This is a genomic window from Novosphingobium sp. 18050 (assembly GCF_902706195.1).
In the GTDB taxonomy this organism is placed as follows: Bacteria; Pseudomonadota; Alphaproteobacteria; order Sphingomonadales; family Sphingomonadaceae; genus Novosphingobium.
Genome location: NZ_CACSJO010000018.1, coordinates 50899 through 66864, shown reverse-complemented (window position 1 = coordinate 66864; position 15966 = coordinate 50899). Strand labels below are relative to the sequence as shown.

Sequence of the window (15966 nt, the reverse complement as noted above, 5' to 3'; positions counted from 1 at the left end):
GGCGCACGAAGGCCGGGCCAGCGTGCTATTGCCTGCCCAACGATCGGGAGAGGCTGGCCATGGCGGGTGAAACGTACAAGATTCTGCTGTTCATGAAGAAGCGTGCGGACATCTCCGTCGAGGCGTTTCGGGAATATTACGAGACCCGGCATGCCCCTCTGGCGGAGAAATATTCCAGCGGTGTGAGCCGCTACATTCGCCGCTACATCGACCCGCAGCCGCATCCTGAAACCGGCGCTTTCACTGATGGTCCCGACGTCATCACCGAACTGTGGTTCGAGGACGAGAAGGTCTACCGCGGCACGCTGGCATATATCACCACCAGCCTGATGCCGGACGAGATCATCGCGGACGAGCGGAACCTGTTCGATCGCGCCGCTTTCCGCATAGCCACGGTGACCGAGCGGGAATCTGACTTCGGGAAGGGCTGAGTTACCAGCGTAGCCCTTCTTCCTTGGGTTTCCATGCGATCGGTCGTTCGTATGAGGGGTCGTCCTTGCTCCACTGCGGCTTGAGGAACCCCTTCACCGCATCGGAGAAGACCCAGCTCGGGTCGGCATCGGCGGTCATCTCGATGGTGCAGCGCCTGGTCTTGATCCGCCACTCCGACCCGCGCTTTTCCAGCTGGTCGATGTAGCGGCCGAAGGCGATCGAGGTTTTGGAGGAGTCCTTCCAGAATAGCCCGCCCACCACGTAGCTTTCGCAATAGGCCACTTCGCCGTCGATCTCGCAAAGGTGGTTGGTGATGTTGTGGCTGGTCATGTGGAAGGCGCCGCGGTGGCCGGCATTGGCGCGTTCGGGATAATCCGGGGCGAATGTGACGACTGCGCCGTGTTCGTCGACGCCGTCGTCCCACCAGCAGGACGCGATCTGCAGGACGTCCTGCCGATCGCGCGCGCGGCATTCGCGCACGATACAGTCTTGGATATCCTGTCGATCCTTGAGGTAGGCTACCGTCGCCATGAGGTTTTCGATGTCGGTCACGGCCGCATCCCCAGATGGCCGATGATCCCGCCATCGACCCGGATGTCGCAGCCACTGACATAGGATGCAGCAGGCGAGCAGAGGAACTCCGCGACCGAGGCGATCTCGTCGCCGTGGCCCATGCGTCCTTGCGGGACCATGCCGATCATGACGCGAAGCTGAGCGTTGTCTTCGGCTTCGGCCCTGCCCATCGGGGTGTCGATGAAACCGGGCGCGATGGAGGCGATGCGCAGGCCGCGTGCGCCGAAGGCTGGTGCTTCGCGCTCGACCAGGCCGATCACCGCGCGCTTGGAGACCGCATAGCTCATGCCGGGGTTGTCCATGTGCTGGGCGATACCCGTGCGGTCGCCGTTCAGGACGAAATTGCGGATTGCGCCGAGCAGGGCAGTATCGGCCAGCATGTAGGCCGAGACGGACGAGATCAGCACCATGCACCCGCCTGCCTCGAAGCGCGGCAGCAGCGCGGCGACAAGTCTTTCGGTGGCTTCATAATTGACGGCGAAGATGCGCGGTCCGTCGCTCATCGTCGGCGACAGCCCAGCGGTATGCACCACGGCAGAAAGCGGCGAGCCGTTCAAAGCGGCGATTATCTGCTCGGGAAAGTCGGCGGCGGCGATGTCGGTCGCCAGGATATCGACCTTGCCGGCAGTCGGCCGCAGTTCCTCGGCCAGTTTCTCGAGTCTGCCGGCGTCGAGATCGCACAGCAGGAGCGGGCGGCCCTGCGCGGCGAATCGCTGAGCGGCGGGACGGCCCATGCCGCCGGCTGCCCCGGTAATGACTACGGTTCCTTGAGGCGCTGCCGGTGCGGTGCTCATGCTCTCTCCTTGTCCGCTTTTAGGGATTGCTCTGCGGGCTTTACCAAGGTGCTATCGCGGCTGCGGATTGGGGGCCAGCAGCGCGGTAAGGTCATCGCCGGGGCGTGTCAGAGCATGGGCGGGTCAGGCGAGGTCGAAGCATGTCGCTTCGATCTTCACCCCCGGCACCGTCGATCGGCCGCGTTGCAGGGTCGAGGTGCCGGAGAGCGGCCGGCCGGTGCGCAGGCACTCACCGGCATCGGCTGGGACCAGAGTGATGTAGATGTCGCGCCCGTCCGCCCCGCCGAAGCGGACCTGCGTGGTTGCACCCGGCGGGGTCGGCACAGGCGGCAGTTCCCTGGCCGTCGGAGTGACGCGGCGGATGATCCCCGGCGAGTAGACCCCCGGAATCCAGATCGCATCTTCGGCATCGAGGGCCAGCCCGTCGCAGTCGTCGCGGTCGAGGAGGACGCGCCGGTTGGTGAGTTCGAAGCTGGGGGTGACGTCCCAGGCGAGGGCCTGGCCGAACGTCTCGGAGCAGTAGAACTGGGCAAGGCTTGGGTTGTAGCCGATGCCGTTGGTGAAGCGCAGGCCCTCGGCAAGGCGGATCGTGTGGCCGTCGCGGGTCAGGTGCCAGATTTCGGTCGGGCGCGCGGGCCGGGCGGCAATGACGCTTTCGATGTCGAGAGTGCCGAAGAACATGCCGCCTTCGCCGTCGGGGTACATCTCGTTGATGCCGTTCACCGGTTTTCCGTCCAGCGTGTCGATCAGCCAGCCCGAGGCTCCGGTTTCCGGGTTGTTCCAACGCACGCCGCCCTGGCCGCTCGACAGGATCGCGCCGTCCGCGTTGATCATGATGCCGCCGGTCCACATCCGCTCGGGGTCCAGGACGCCGACCGGGGTTCCATCCGGTTTCACGGCGTGGATGCCGCCGCCGACAACATCGCTGTACCAGATGACGCCGCGTTCGTGGTCAACGGCGAGGCCCTCCAGATAGATGCCGCTGGCAAGCGCGGTGAAATCACCCGGCGAAAGCTGAGACATGACGGCCACTCCTCTGGATGCGGCATTTTTGGTGCGCCGCTTTCGCGTTGATCCTAGCAGGCGGGCATTGGAGAGGGAGCCGGGCTGCACAGGCAACGCCGGGGCGGTTTTACCCGTGAGCGCGATTTAAGAGCCATCGTTGCTCATAACCTCTTGCATCGCGGCGCGTCTCGTCGTTCAATCCGCGTCGATAAGGACGGGGTGCAAAGCCCGCAGCGGATCTGGAGAGACACGCACATGCAGATGACAGGGGAGCAGCGCATCGCCGCGCCGCGCGGCAAGGTCTGGGAGGCGCTCAACGATCCGGCCGTGCTGGCCCAGTGCATCCCCGGTTGCCAAAGTCTGGAAAAAGATGGTGAGAATGGCTTTCTGGCTGTCGCGGAAGTGAAGATCGGCCCGATCGGCGCACGCTTCAAGGGCAACGTCCAGCTTTCCGATCTCGATGCGCCCAACGGCTATACGATCACCGGCACGGGCAACGGCGGTATCGCCGGTTCGGCCAAGGGCGGGGCCAAAGTGCGGCTGTCCGAGGCGGCGGAAGGCGGGACGCTGGTTTCCTACGATGTCGATGCCCAAGTCGGCGGGCGCATGGCGCAGCTGGGCGGGCCGATCATCGATGCGACCGCCAAGAACCTTGCCGGCAAGTTCTTCGCGAAATTCGGCGATGTGGTGGTTGGCGGTGCGGTCGTCGACGGTGAGGCAATCGCGGCGCCGGGACAGACGCTGGCGGCGCCTGCGCCGTCGGCGAGGGCTGCGTCCGTGGTCGCGGCCGGGCCGATGGCGCCCGCGCCGCTATGGGGTTGGGTGGCTGCGCTGGTCGTTGCTCTGGTTGCGGGCAACATGCTCGCGCATGTCGGTACGCCGGTCACCCTGGTAGTGCTGGTACTGATCGTGCTGACCGCCGCTGCCGCCTATGAGGCCGGCCGACGGAGTGTAAGCGCGTGAAGCCCGCGCCATTCGACTATGTTCGGCCGGGCAGCGTCGAGGAGGCCTGCCGTATCCTCTCCGAGGCAGGAGGCGGTGCCACGGTGATCGCGGGCGGGCAGACCTTGATGCCGCTGCTCAACTTGCGGATGAGCCAGCCTTTCGTCCTCGTCGACATCAACGGGATTGCACAGCTCAAGGGCGTGACGCGGGTGGAGGGCGGCACCCGTGTCGGGCCGGCGACGCGGCAGGCAGACGCCCTGGGTGATAAAACCCTGGCGCGGCACCTGCCCGCATTCATCACCGCGCTGGGGCATGTCGGACATTACCAGACGCGCAATCGCGGAACGATTGGCGGTTCGGTCGCGCTGGGTGAACCGGCAGCGGAGATGCCGGCAACGGCCGTGGCGCTGGGCGCCCATATCGAGATCGCCTCGATCCGGGGCTCCCGCATGGTGCCGGCGGACGCGTTCTACATCGGCCCCTACATGACCGTCCTCGAACCCGATGAACTGGTGACGGGTATCGTCTATCCCGACTGGCCGGATGGGCACCTCGTCCTGTTTCGCGAGGTGGCCCAGAGGCCGGGCGACTTCGCGCTGGTCGGTCTGGTCGGCGCACTGGAGGTCGAGGGCGGGGTCATCAGGCGCGCCGGCATCGCGTGGTTTGGCATGGGCCCCACGCCGATCCGGGCGCGGCAGGCGGAGGCCGCGCTGACAGGCGCATCGCTCACCGGGATCGACGCGCCGGGCGTGGCACGCGCCGCCGTTGCCGACACTGCGCCGTTCGATGATCATCATGCCAGCGCGGAATACCGCCGCACCGTTGGCGCGCGGATCTTTGCGCGGTGCCTGCGCGAAACGCTGGACATCAGGAGCGCTGCATGAGCGAGCACAGGATCGAACTGACGGTCAACGGCCACCGCCACGCCGCCCTTGTCGAGGCACGCACGAGCCTTGGCGAATTCCTGCGCGAGGAACTGGGCTATACCGGCACACACCTTGCCTGCGAACACGGGGTCTGCGGGGCCTGCACGGTCATGGTCGACGGTGTGGCCATGCGTTCCTGCCTGATGCTGGCAGTGCAGGCGAACGGCGGCGCGGTGACGACGGTTGAGGGCCTTGCCGAGCCTGACGGCACGCTCCACCCGGTCCAGCAGGCACTCAAGGATAACTTCGGGCTCCAATGCGGCTTTTGCACGCCGGGCGTGGCGATCACCATGGCGGCGGTTACGCGTGAGAATGAAGGCGCGGGGGCCGGGCAGATCGAGAAGGCGCTGACTGCGGCGATGTCCGGCCACATCTGCCGTTGCACCGGCTATCAGGGCATTCGCCGCGCCATTCGCCAACTGGCCGGAGCGACGACATGAATATCCATGCGAAAAGCGTCGGCGCCGTCCGCTACGTCGGTTCGCGCCAGCCACGCAAGGAGGACGGGCGGCTGCTGACGGGGCGCGGCCAGTTCACCGACGACATACGTCTGCCGGGAATGCTGCACATCGCCTATGTCCGCTCGGCGGCGGCGCGCGGGCGGATCGTTTCGATCGACATGGATGCGGCGCGCGAAATGCCCGGCGTCCATGCCATCTACACCCAGGCGGACCTCGCCGCCGTGCCCGTTGCGATGCAGACCTTTTTCTTCACCCCGATCGAGGCGCCGGTCACTTTGCTGGCCGATGGCAGGGTCGCCTGCGTGGGCGATCCGATCGCCATGGTCATCGCTGACAGCCGGGCCCTCGCCGAGGACGCCGCCTCGCTTGTCGAAGTGGTGATCGAGGAGGAAACTCCCGTCGTGACCATTGCGGATGCGAAGACCGGCCCGCTGGTTCATCCGGACCGGGACGACAATATCTCAGCCGAAATGGGCGATGAGGATACGCGCGAGGCGATCCAGCCTTTGCTGGACGGCTGCGCGCATGTGGTCTCCACCCGCATCCGTCACCAGCGCATTGCCCAGTCGCCGATGGAGGGCCGGGCCTGCGTCGCCTCGCCGGAAGGCGCGGGGGAAATGACGGTATGGATCGGTTGCCAAAGCCCGCACCTTGCCGCGCGCTATATCGCGCTGGTGCTGGGCCTGCCGGCCGAGGCGCTGCGCGTTATCGCCAAAGACGTCGGCGGCGGATTCGGCCTGAAGAATATTCCGTGGCGCGAGGAAGTGGCTGTGATCGTCGCGGCGAAGCTGCTGGGGCGTCCGCTCAAGTGGATCGAGGATCGTTTCGAGGCGCTGACCGCCTCCAGCCATGCGCGTGACCAGGACGTGTCGCTGACCGTGGGGTTCGACGGCGAGGGCCATCTGCAGGCGGCATGGTGTGACTATGCCTGTAACAACGGCGCGTGGCCGATGGGCGAGGATGCCAACATCGCCGTCCATATGTTCATGTGGCCCGCCTACAAGCTGCCCGCATACGGCTTCGTGACACGCGGCTGGTACACCAACACCATGGGCCTGGGCGCCTATCGCGGGCCATGGGCGATGGAATCGCTGGTGCGCGAAACGCTGCTGGACAAGGCTGCGCGCAAGATCGGCATCGACCCGGTGGAACTGCGGCGCCGCAACCTGGTCTACCTCACCGACCAGCCCCATACCTCGACGCTGGGAATTCCGGTCACCGACATCACGCCGGGCGAATGCCTCGAAAAGCTGGTTGCCAGTATTGACCTTGCCGCCTTCCGCAAGGAGCAGGTCGAGGCACGGAAACAGGGCCGCTATCTGGGCATCGGCATTGCCACCTATATCGAGCCGACCGGGGCGGCCGGGTCGATGGCGCCGATGACGGGCGAGACGGTGCACTTGCGCATCGAGCCGACCGGCAAGGTTGTCGCCATGCTGTCCACCCATTCGCAAGGCCACGGCACGGCAACGACCATGGCGCAGGTCATCGCCCAGCAGCTTGGCGTGGCTTACGAGGACGTCGCGGTCTATGAGGGCGACAGCGCGATCGGTGCGTTCTCACCCGGCGCGGCCGGCAGTCGGCAGGGGGTGATCGCGGGCGGAGCCACTTGGCGCGCAGCGGAAATGCTGGCGGACAAGGTCAAGGTTGTCGCCGCGCACCTCTCCAATGCCAGCGTCGAGGCCATCACCATACAGGGCGGCATGGTCCACGTCGCCGGCGCGCCCGAGATGACGCGTTCTTTGCGGGAAATCGCCGAAATCGCCTATGGCGAGCCGGGCCGCCTGCCTGAAGGTGCGGCCACCGGGCTAGAGGCGCAATACCGCTACCAGCCCCCGCCCATGACCATGACCAGCGCGGCCCACTGCTGCATGGTCGAGGTCGATGCCGAAACCGGGTTCGTGAAGATCCTGCGCTGGATCAGCAGCGAGGACTGCGGCACGGTTATCAACCCCGGCGTCGTCGAGGGCCAGATCGCGGGCGGCCTTGCGCAGGCGATCGGGCAGGTGCTGTTGGAAGACATGCCTTACGACGCGCGCGGCAACCCGCTGGCGCCGACCTTCAAGGATTATCTGATGCCCGCGATCTCGGACGTTCCGGACTTCGAGTATCTCCACGCCAGCACGCCCTCGCAGACCATTGGCGGGATGCGCGGGGTGGGAGAGGGGGGCTGCATCATCGGCCCGCCGACGCTGGTCAACGCGATCGCCGATGCGCTCTCCCCCTTCGGCGAGATCGAGGAACTGGTATTGCCACTGACGCCCGCACGCGTGCTGGATGTGATCGAGGGGCGTGATATTTCGGGAACGCGCGCGCATCTGGAAGGGGGGGCTTCCGCAGCGGTGGAAGCAGTGCTGCCGGTCGAGGTGGCTGCGCCCGCAGCGGCTGGCGGCATCGACGGCGACTGGAACATGATCCTCAAGACGCCGATGGGCCCGCAGGTGATGGTGGCGCACTTCGATACCGACGGGTCTGCTGTCTCAGGCTATCTCGAAGCGCCAGAGGGACGGCAGGATTTCGCGGGCGGGACGCTATCGGGCCGTCAGGTGAAGTTCGAGATGAAGGTAGAGAAGCCGATGAAGATCACGCTGAAATACGATCTTCTTTTCGATGGCGATAGCATGAGCGGCAAGTGCAAGATGGGTATGTTCGGCTCAGCCAAGGTATCGGGAGAGCGGGCCTGATCCCTCCCCCAAGGGGAGGAGGGCGCGCTTCACTTCACCTTGTACTCCGCATAGGTCGGCGGTGCGGCTCCGGTCCCGGACCTTGCTGAGGGCGGATACTTACCGCCAAGGTCGGTGATCCCGTATTCCCGGCCCAGCTCCGCGCCGATTACCGTGCGCCCATTGTGCCGCATCATCTCGGGATCGCTCCATAGCGCCCAGGCCAAATGGCCGGTGTAGCCTGCCGACTCCAGGGTCCCTTCGAGGTGGGCGAAACGCTCAGGCATTTCATCCATCATCTGCATCAACCGCTCGGTGGTGAGCGAGCCCATCCACACGGACACCGCCGCCACGTTCGCCCCGGCATCGGCAAAATCCACGCCCATGTCGAAAGCCATCTTGTCGACCCCGGCCTTGTGCGCGCCATAGGCGGGGCCGAAACAGTAATGCATCGATCCGGGCGAGGACGTGAACAGGACCAGCCCCTTGTCTTGCCCCGCCATATGCGTGGCCGCATGCCAGGTGGTAACGAAACCGCTGCGCACGCCGACATCGATCATGTTGCCGATCGCCAGCGGCTTTTCCCAGAACTGCCCCGGCGCACTGAGCGCATCGTGGACCGCGCAGGCGTTGTTCACGAGGATATCGATGCGCCCCTGCTCGGCGATCACTCGGGCTATCATCGCGGCTACCTGGGCGTCGTCTCCGCTGTCGCAGGCGACGGCAATGCCCGTGCCCCCGGCCTCGGTCACTTCGCGCGCGGTCGCGTGGATCGTACCGGGCATGGAGGCGTCGCCCTCCTTCTGTGAGCGGCCGGTGACATAGACAGTGCATCCGTGCGAGCCGAGCGCAACGGCAATGCCCCGTCCTGCGCCCCTGCTGGCTCCGGTGACGATTGCGACAGGCGCCCGGTCGGTCATCAGTTCTCTCCCCGCTGTTTGGCGTAACCCTATGACCGGCCGGGGAGGGGTCAATCCGGCCGCCCCGATCAGCGCACCGGCGATCAGCTGCTGGCGTCCTTTACCGTTTCCATCGCCACGAATGTCGAAGTGCTGGCGACATGCGGCAGGCTGGAGATCTTCTCACCCAGCACCATGCGGTAGCGGCGGATGTCGGCAGTGCGCACTTTCAGCAGGTAGTCGAAGCTGCTGGCGATCATGTGGCATTCCTCCACTTCGGGAATGCGGCGCACGGCGCGGTTGAACTCCGTCAGCGCGCTTTCGCGGGTGTCGGACAGCTTGACCTCGGCGAAGGCGACATGATCCAGCCCGAGACTGACTGGATCGACCACCGCCTTGAAGCCCCGGATCACGCCGTTTTCGATCAGCCGCCGTAAGCGCACCTGACAAGGCGTTTTCGACATGCCGACCGCCTTGGCGAGGTCTGTCACCGTGATCCGCCCGTCGGCGCGCAGAACTGCAATGATCTTGCGATCGAGTTCGTCCAGTTCGACCGGTTCCTTGGACTTTGTCATGCAGATTGCCCTGATAGGTTCGATAAATAAGTCGATATGGATATATCGGTGGCACTGAAAAGGCAGACCGACAAGCGCGAATCGGTTAGATTTTCGCCATGAGCACTTCGCCCGCACCCTTCGCCGCTTTCGCCCCTGCCATCCGCGAACTGTCGCCCCTGCGCAGGACCATCGCCGAGGCCCGTCGCCGCGACGAGGCCGCGTGTCTTGCACCGCTGCTGGACGCTGCGTCTTTATCCGAGCCGATGCGCGCGGCAGTGCGCCAGACCGCGACCCATCTGGTCACGACTTTGCGCGCCAATCACAAGGGCACCGGGGTAGAAGGACTGGTGCAGGAATATGCGCTTTCCAGCCAGGAAGGCGTGGCGCTCATGTGTCTGGCCGAAGCGCTGCTGCGCATTCCCGATCACGCTACCCGCGACGCCCTGATCCGCGACAAGATTTCGGGCGGGGACTGGAGCGGGCACCTGGGCGGCGGCAAGTCTCTGTTCGTCAACGCCGCCACCTGGGGGCTGGTGGTGACCGGCAAGCTGGTCGGTTCTGTGGACGACCGGGGGCTGGGTGCAGCACTTACCCGTTTGATCGCCCGCGCCGGTGAGCCGGTGATCCGCCGCGGCGTCGATCTGGCGATGCGCATGATGGGCGAACAGTTCGTCACCGGCGAAACGATTGCCGAGGCCCTCAAGCGCGCGCGCGAGCTGGAAGGGAAGGGCTTCCGCTATAGCTACGACATGCTGGGCGAAGCCGCGACCACGGCAGCCGACGCGGCGCGCTATTACGCCGATTACGAAAACGCCATCCATGCCATCGGCAAGGCCTCGGCCGGGCGCGGCATCTATGAAGGGCCGGGCATTTCGATCAAGCTTTCGGCGCTGCACCCGCGCTATGTCCGGGCGCAAGGCGAACGGGTCATGGGCGAGCTGCTGCCGATGGTGCAGGCGCTGGCGGTGATGGCCAAGGGGTACGACATCGGCTTCAACATCGACGCCGAGGAAGCTGACCGGCTCGAACTCTCGCTCGACCTGCTGGAAAGCCTCGCATTGGACCCGGCGCTGGCGGGATGGGATGGCCTTGGTTTCGTGATCCAGGCCTACGGCAAGCGCTGCCCGATGGTGATCGACTGGATCGTCGACCTTGCCCGCCGCGCGGACCGGCGGATCATGGTCCGCCTCGTCAAGGGTGCCTATTGGGACGCCGAGATCAAGCGCGCACAGGTGGACGGGTTGGCGGACTTCCCGGTCTACACCCGCAAGGTCCACACTGACGTCGCCTATGTCGCCTGCGCGAAGCTGCTGCTTGCTGCGCCGGATGCGGTTTTCCCCCAGTTCGCCACCCACAATGCGCAAACGCTGGCGACGATCTACCAGCTTGCCGGGCCGGACTTCGCCGTGGGCAAGTATGAGTTCCAGTGCCTGCACGGCATGGGCGAACCGCTCTATTCGCAGGTTGTCGGACCTGACAAGCTGGATCGCCCCTGCCGGATCTACGCGCCCGTCGGTACGCATGAGACGCTGCTCGCCTATCTTGTACGGCGATTGCTGGAGAACGGCGCGAATTCCTCCTTCGTCAACCGCATCGCCGATCCGGCGGTGCCGGTTGCCGAGATGGTGGCCGATCCCGTCGACGTTGTGCGCGCAATGCCCAATCCCGGCGCGCGGCACGACCTGATCGCGCTCCCCGCCGATCTTTACGCGGGCCGTCCGAATTCCGCCGGCATCGACCTGACCGACGAGATTGCGTTGGCCGCGCTGTCAGAGGCGCTCGAAGCCTCGGCGAAAGTCGAATGGCGCGCGCTTCCCGAAGGCGCCGAGGGGCAAGGCCTGCCGGTGCGCAACCCCGCCGACCACGGCGACATCGTCGGCACCGTCATTGAGATCGCGCCCAATGAAGCTGAAGCCGCCGCCGGCCGCGCTGCCGCCAGCGCCTGGCCGCTGGTGCCGGTTGCCAATCGGGCCGCGATCCTCGCCCGCGCCGCCGACATCATGCAGGACCGCATGGCCGTACTCATGGGGCTGGCCATCCGCGAGGCGGGGAAATCCGCCGCCAACGCCATTGCCGAAGTGCGCGAGGCAATCGACTTCCTGCGTTATTACGCCCGGCAGGCCGGAGACACTTTCGGGCCCGAGCAGGCGCCGCTAGGGCCGGTGGTCTGCATCAGCCCGTGGAACTTCCCGCTGGCGATCTTCGCCGGACAGGTGGTCGCGGCGCTGGTCGCGGGCAATCCGGTGCTTGCCAAGCCCGCCGAGGAAACCCCGCTGATCGCCGCGGAAGCGGTGCGCATCCTCCACGAGGCGGGCGTGCCCCGCGATGCTCTGCAACTGATGCTCGGCGCGGGCGAACTGGGTGCCGCGCTGGTTGCCGCACCGCAGGTTGCCGCAGTGATGTTCACTGGCTCGACCGAAGTGGCGCGGCTGATCCAGCGTCAGCTTGCCGGGAGGCTTTCGCGCGAAGGCCGTCCGGTCCCGCTGATCGCCGAGACCGGCGGCCAGAACGCGATGATCGTCGACAGCTCCGCACTGGCCGAACAGGTGGTGGCGGACGTCATCGCCTCGGCCTTCGACAGCGCCGGCCAGCGCTGTTCGGCACTGCGGGTGCTGTGCCTTCAGGAAGAGGTCGCCGACCGCACGCTGACGATGCTCAAGGGTGCGCTCGCCGAATTGCGCGTGGGCAACCCGGAGCGTCTCGCCGTAGACATCGGCCCGGTCATCAGCGCCGAGGCGCAGGCGAACATCGAGCGCCACATCGCCGGGATGCGGGCCAAGGGCTGCAAGGTTGAGCAGGTCGTGCTGGGCAATGAGGCGGCGTCGGGCACGTTCATCGCCCCGACCATCATCGAGATCGGCAGCATTGACCAACTGGAGCGTGAGGTGTTCGGGCCCGTCCTGCACGTCGTGCGCTTTCGCCGCGACGATCTTGGCAAGCTGGTCGAGACCATCAATGCCACCGGCTACGGCCTGACGTTCGGCCTGCACACCCGTCTTGACGAGACGGTCGTGCGGGTGACTTCGCAGGTCCGCGCTGGCAACCTTTACGTCAACCGCAACACCATCGGCGCCATCGTCGGCGTTCAGCCTTTCGGAGGGCGCGGGCTTTCGGGCACGGGCCCCAAGGCGGGGGGGCCGCTCTACCTTGGGCGGCTTACCAAGCTGCCGGCCGCCGTGCTGCCCGCCGCCGCAGCGCCGCCGGTGCTGCTCACCGCCTTCGTGCAGTGGCTGGAAGCGCAGGGCGAACACGCCGCAGCCGAAGCCGCCCGCACCCTGGGCGCTTCCACGGCGCTAGGTACGGTGCAGGAACTTTCCGGTCCGGTGGGGGAACGCAATCTCTATGCGCTCCACCCGCGCGGCCGCATCCTGCTGCGCCCGGCGACCCGGGAGGGGCTGTTCGGCCAGATCGCAGCGGTTCTGGCGACGGGCAATCGCGGCGCGGTCGAGGGTATGGAACTGCCCCTTGGGCTGCCTGGAGACATCGCCGCCCGGTTCGCCGCCGATCCGGTCGAGCCTTTCGCGGCCTGCCTCGCCGAGGGCGACGTGGCAACGGTGAGCGGGGCCTGCGAATCGGTTGCCGCACTGGCCGGGCCGATCGTACCGGTGCACCTGTGGGAGCACGGCAATCCGCTTCAGGGCTTCGGGCCGAGCGGGGCCTGGCTGTTGGAAGAGGTTTCAACCTCGATCAACACAACCGCTGCGGGGGGGAATGCCAGCTTGATGATGATCGGCTGACAACTCTCTGACTTGATTGCGGAAAGCGACATGCGACCGGGATTGTTCCCGGTCGCACTGCCGTAAGTGAGGCCCCGTTCGACGGACCGAATGCAACTCGTGGTCGCTTTTGATGTTGCTTCATTGCTGCTTCACTGCGTTTCATTATCATGGCGCAGGGAGGATACGGCAGGCTGGAGTAGTAGGATGAGCAGAATGATCATCGATGCCGCAACCAGCCTCGACGGCTTCTGGGCGGATTCGCGCGGCAGGTGCGTCATGCGCATTGCCGACTTGCAGGGCTCGGGACTTTCGGGCCGGCTCGGCGGTGTATGTGGCGCCGTAGTGATGAGCCGCCGTTCTTTCGACCTCTCCGGCGATCCCAGCTGGATCGGGGAGGCCTATGCAGCGCAAACCCCGGTTTTCGTAGTCACCGACACCCCGATTGCGAGCGTCCCGGCTAGTGGACCGCCGGGGCTGCGTTTTCTCGGCAGTTATGCCGCCGCTTTCGCCGAAGCCAGGGAAGCCGCGGACGGCCGCGCAGTTTTGGTGGTGGGCGAGGCCGGCGCTCTCAAGGCCGCCATGGGCACCGGTGAAGCGGACGAGATCTGGCTGCGCATGACGCCGCGCACCCTAGGCTGCGGCTCAGCGCTGTTCGAAGACGATATCCCGGTGGAGAATTACTTCGTTTCCGAAATGGAGACGACCCCCGACGCCGTCCACATGCATCTGGAAAAGCGCGTCGGGGCCTGAGTCGACACTGAAGTCAGGCGGGCAAGGCTCGCAGGGTCTCACGCTTGTGGAGCGAGATCGTCACCAGGAAGATCGCGAGGCCGCCCAGGGCCAGCCCCGATCCGATCCACCCCGTCGAAGTCAGGCCGTAGCCGGCGCTGATCGCAAGGCCGCCAAGCCACGGGCCCAGCGCATTGGCCATGTTGAAGGCGCTGTGGTGCGCCGCTGCCGCCAGCGCCTGTGCGTCGCCGGCAACGTCCATGAGGCGCGTCTGTAGGATCGTGCCAAGACCGCCGCTGAAGCCGATCAGCAAAACTACCAGACTCAACGTCCAGATATTGCCCGCCAGCAGCGAAAACAGCGCCAGCGACACCGCGCTGAAGAGCAGCGCGGCGATTGCCGCCTTGGTCTGCGCGCGGTCGGCGACCCAGGCCCAGAACAGGTTGCCCACCGTCATGCCGACACCGAAGATAGCAAGCACGGCTGGGACGAGGCGTTCGGATACGCCGGTAACTTCGATCATGGTCGAGGCGACGTAGGTGTAGACGCAAAAGAGGCCGCCGAAGCCGATGGCGCCGGTCAACAGCGTCAGCAGCACTTGCGGACGGCGCAGCGCGCCCAGTTCCCGCAAGGGGCTGGCTGATGCATCGGCGTGCTGGACGGGCGCATAGAGCGCGACGAGCGCCATCGTGATCACCGCGAGGACGGAAACTACCGCGAAACCGCTGCGCCAACCCAGTTCCTGCCCAAGGAAGTTCGCCACCGGCACGCCGATGATCGTTGCCACGGTCAACCCGGACATGACCATCGCCACCGACTGCGCGCGCTTGTTGGCCGGCACCATCGAGGCGGCGACCAGCGCGGCGATGCCGAAATAGGCGCCGTGAGGCAGGCCGCTGACGAAGCGGCACACCAGCAGCAGGGGATAGCTTGCGGCCATAGCCGAAATGCCGTTGCCGATGGCGAAGATCGCCATGAGCGCAATCAGCAGCTTGCGCCGTTCGATCTTGGCCGCCAGCACCGCGATGACCGGTGCGCCGACTACCACACCCAGCGCGTAGGCACTGATTGCATAGCCTGCCTCGGGCTCGCTCAGCCCCAGATCACGGGCAAAGAACGGCACGAGGCTCATCGCTGCGAATTCGGTCGTGCCGATTGCGAAGGCACCCATGGCCAGCGCCAGAGTGACTAGGGCGGGATGGACGTGTTTGGTCTGTGTATGGTTGGTCATGTTGCAGCGCAAAATAGGGCCATATGCCTATTTAGGCTACCCGTCGCGAAAGCGAGTAACCCTTGCGTTTTTTGCATTTCGCGGGCCGGTTTCGGCAATCGCCCGGCTTGCGAGAAGGACGGGCCTGTCCCGGATCGCCTGCCCGCATGAAGGCAGGGAAGCCGGGACCTCGCCTTTTTCAGAACACCGGGTCGAATCCGGGAGGCAGTTCGCCATTGCCGGTGCCGCCCGCGACGTCTTCCTGGCCCGGGACGTGAATACCGCATTCGGTCTTGTCCCAGCCCTTCCAGCGGCCGGAACGCGGATCTTCGCCCGCTGCGACCTTGCTGGTGCAGGGCATGCAGCCAATCGACGGATAGCCTTCCGCCACCAGCGGGTGCGCGGGCAGGTGGTGCTCTTCGATATAGGCGGCAATGCGCTCGGGCGACCAGTCGATCAGGGGGTTGATCTTCAGGCGGCCCTGGGTGTCCGTCGTATCGATTTCAAAGCGCGGCAGGCTCGAACGGGTCGCAGCCTGGAACGATTTGCGGCCCGAGAACGAGGCGTCGAAGCCGGCAAGCGCCTTGGCCAGCGGCTTGACCTTGCGAATTTCGCAGCAGCCGTCGGGGTCCCACGACCAGCGCAGACCGTTCTCGTCCTTCTTGGCGATCTCGGCTTCGTCGGGCACAAGATTGCGCAAGTCCCGAAGGCCAAGCTGCGCGATCAGAAGGTCGCGGTAAGCCAGCGTTTCGGGGAAATGCTTGCCCGTTTCCAGGAACAGCACCGGCACCGCGGGGTCCACTTGCGCGATGAGATGCAGGAGCACCGCGCTTTCCGCACCGAAGCTGGAGACGATCGCCACTTCGCCTGCCATGCGTTCCTTGATCAACGTCTCGAGCATCTCGCTCGTGTCGCTGCCACGGAACAGGCGGTTGAGGCGCACCGCGTCCGCCTCGGCGAAGCGGGGGCCGGTGTCGATGCGGTCGCGCGTCCTGATGTCGGCGCGGCCGTTCTCAGCTTCGGTACGGAGCATTGGGTTATCCCTTCAGCCGG

14 protein-coding genes are annotated in these 15966 nt (G+C 65.9%); 7 read left to right on the top strand and 7 right to left on the bottom strand.

Features of this window, described 5'->3' with window-relative positions:
- Nucleotides 1-59: 59 nt before the first annotated feature.
- Nucleotides 60-431: an EthD domain-containing protein gene (locus tag GVL61_RS16900; protein WP_159981831.1), complete on the top strand. Its 372-nt coding sequence runs from the start codon at nucleotides 60-62 to the stop codon at nucleotides 429-431.
- Between the two features lies 1 nt (nucleotide 432).
- On the opposite strand, the gene GVL61_RS16895 is transcribed toward GVL61_RS16900, so the two are convergent.
- The 3 genes from GVL61_RS16895 to GVL61_RS16885 form a co-directional block, all read right to left on the bottom strand.
- Entirely contained in the window at nucleotides 433-984 is a 552-nt protein-coding gene (locus GVL61_RS16895; protein WP_235037748.1) for a nuclear transport factor 2 family protein, read from the bottom strand.
- Entirely contained in the window at nucleotides 981-1799 is an 819-nt protein-coding gene (locus tag GVL61_RS16890) for an SDR family NAD(P)-dependent oxidoreductase (protein WP_159981830.1), read from the bottom strand. Before GVL61_RS16890 ends, GVL61_RS16895 begins: the two co-directional genes overlap by 4 nt.
- Nucleotides 1800-1922: 123 nt before the next feature.
- Nucleotides 1923-2822 carry an SMP-30/gluconolactonase/LRE family protein gene (locus GVL61_RS16885; RefSeq protein ID WP_159981829.1) on the bottom strand — a complete coding sequence of 300 codons (900 nt, stop codon included), beginning with the start codon at nucleotides 2820-2822 and terminating at the stop codon, nucleotides 1923-1925.
- 237 nt (nucleotides 2823-3059) lie between these two features.
- Between GVL61_RS16885 and GVL61_RS16880 the strand changes: the two genes are divergently transcribed.
- Genes GVL61_RS16880 through GVL61_RS16865 form a run of 4 tightly spaced genes read left to right on the top strand, consistent with a single transcriptional unit; the run spans nucleotide 3060 to nucleotide 7820 of the window.
- The gene (locus tag GVL61_RS16880) at nucleotides 3060-3767 is read left to right on the top strand and encodes a CoxG family protein (RefSeq protein ID WP_159981828.1); all 708 of its coding nucleotides are present in this window, start codon (nucleotides 3060-3062) and stop codon (nucleotides 3765-3767) included.
- Nucleotides 3764-4633 (top strand): xanthine dehydrogenase family protein subunit M, encoded by an 870-nt coding sequence (locus tag GVL61_RS16875; protein WP_159981827.1) that lies wholly within the window; start codon nucleotides 3764-3766, stop codon nucleotides 4631-4633. The genes GVL61_RS16880 and GVL61_RS16875 overlap by 4 nt, the downstream gene beginning before the upstream one ends.
- Entirely contained in the window at nucleotides 4630-5115 is a 486-nt protein-coding gene (locus GVL61_RS16870; protein WP_159981826.1) for a (2Fe-2S)-binding protein, read from the top strand. Before GVL61_RS16875 ends, GVL61_RS16870 begins: the two co-directional genes overlap by 4 nt.
- Nucleotides 5112-7820, top strand: a complete 2709-nt coding sequence (locus GVL61_RS16865) for a xanthine dehydrogenase family protein molybdopterin-binding subunit (RefSeq protein WP_200844760.1) — start codon at nucleotides 5112-5114, stop codon at nucleotides 7818-7820. Before GVL61_RS16870 ends, GVL61_RS16865 begins: the two co-directional genes overlap by 4 nt.
- A gap of 29 nt (nucleotides 7821-7849) precedes the next feature.
- Here the strand turns inward: GVL61_RS16865 and GVL61_RS16860 are convergent, their stop codons facing one another.
- Both GVL61_RS16860 and GVL61_RS16855 read right to left on the bottom strand, forming a co-directional pair.
- The gene (locus tag GVL61_RS16860) at nucleotides 7850-8719 is read right to left on the bottom strand and encodes an SDR family NAD(P)-dependent oxidoreductase (RefSeq protein WP_159981825.1); all 870 of its coding nucleotides are present in this window, start codon (nucleotides 8717-8719) and stop codon (nucleotides 7850-7852) included.
- An 83-nt stretch (nucleotides 8720-8802) separates the two neighbouring features.
- Entirely contained in the window at nucleotides 8803-9273 is a 471-nt protein-coding gene (locus GVL61_RS16855; protein WP_159981824.1) for an Lrp/AsnC family transcriptional regulator, read from the bottom strand.
- 98 nt (nucleotides 9274-9371) lie between these two features.
- Between GVL61_RS16855 and putA the strand changes: the two genes are divergently transcribed.
- Entirely contained in the window at nucleotides 9372-12992 is a 3621-nt protein-coding gene (gene putA, locus GVL61_RS16850; protein ID WP_159981823.1) for a trifunctional transcriptional regulator/proline dehydrogenase/L-glutamate gamma-semialdehyde dehydrogenase, read from the top strand.
- Between the two features lie 186 nt (nucleotides 12993-13178).
- The gene (locus tag GVL61_RS16845) at nucleotides 13179-13724 is read left to right on the top strand and encodes a riboflavin biosynthesis protein RibD (protein ID WP_159981822.1); all 546 of its coding nucleotides are present in this window, start codon (nucleotides 13179-13181) and stop codon (nucleotides 13722-13724) included.
- A 13-nt stretch (nucleotides 13725-13737) separates the two neighbouring features.
- On the opposite strand, the gene GVL61_RS16840 is transcribed toward GVL61_RS16845, so the two are convergent.
- Nucleotides 13738-14934, bottom strand: coding sequence for an MFS transporter (locus GVL61_RS16840; RefSeq protein ID WP_159981821.1), 1197 nt, complete (start codon nucleotides 14932-14934; stop codon nucleotides 13738-13740).
- A gap of 178 nt (nucleotides 14935-15112) precedes the next feature.
- Nucleotides 15113-15946 (bottom strand): phosphoadenylyl-sulfate reductase, encoded by an 834-nt coding sequence (locus GVL61_RS16835; RefSeq protein WP_159981820.1) that lies wholly within the window; start codon nucleotides 15944-15946, stop codon nucleotides 15113-15115.
- Between the last annotated feature and the right edge of the window lie 20 nt (nucleotides 15947-15966).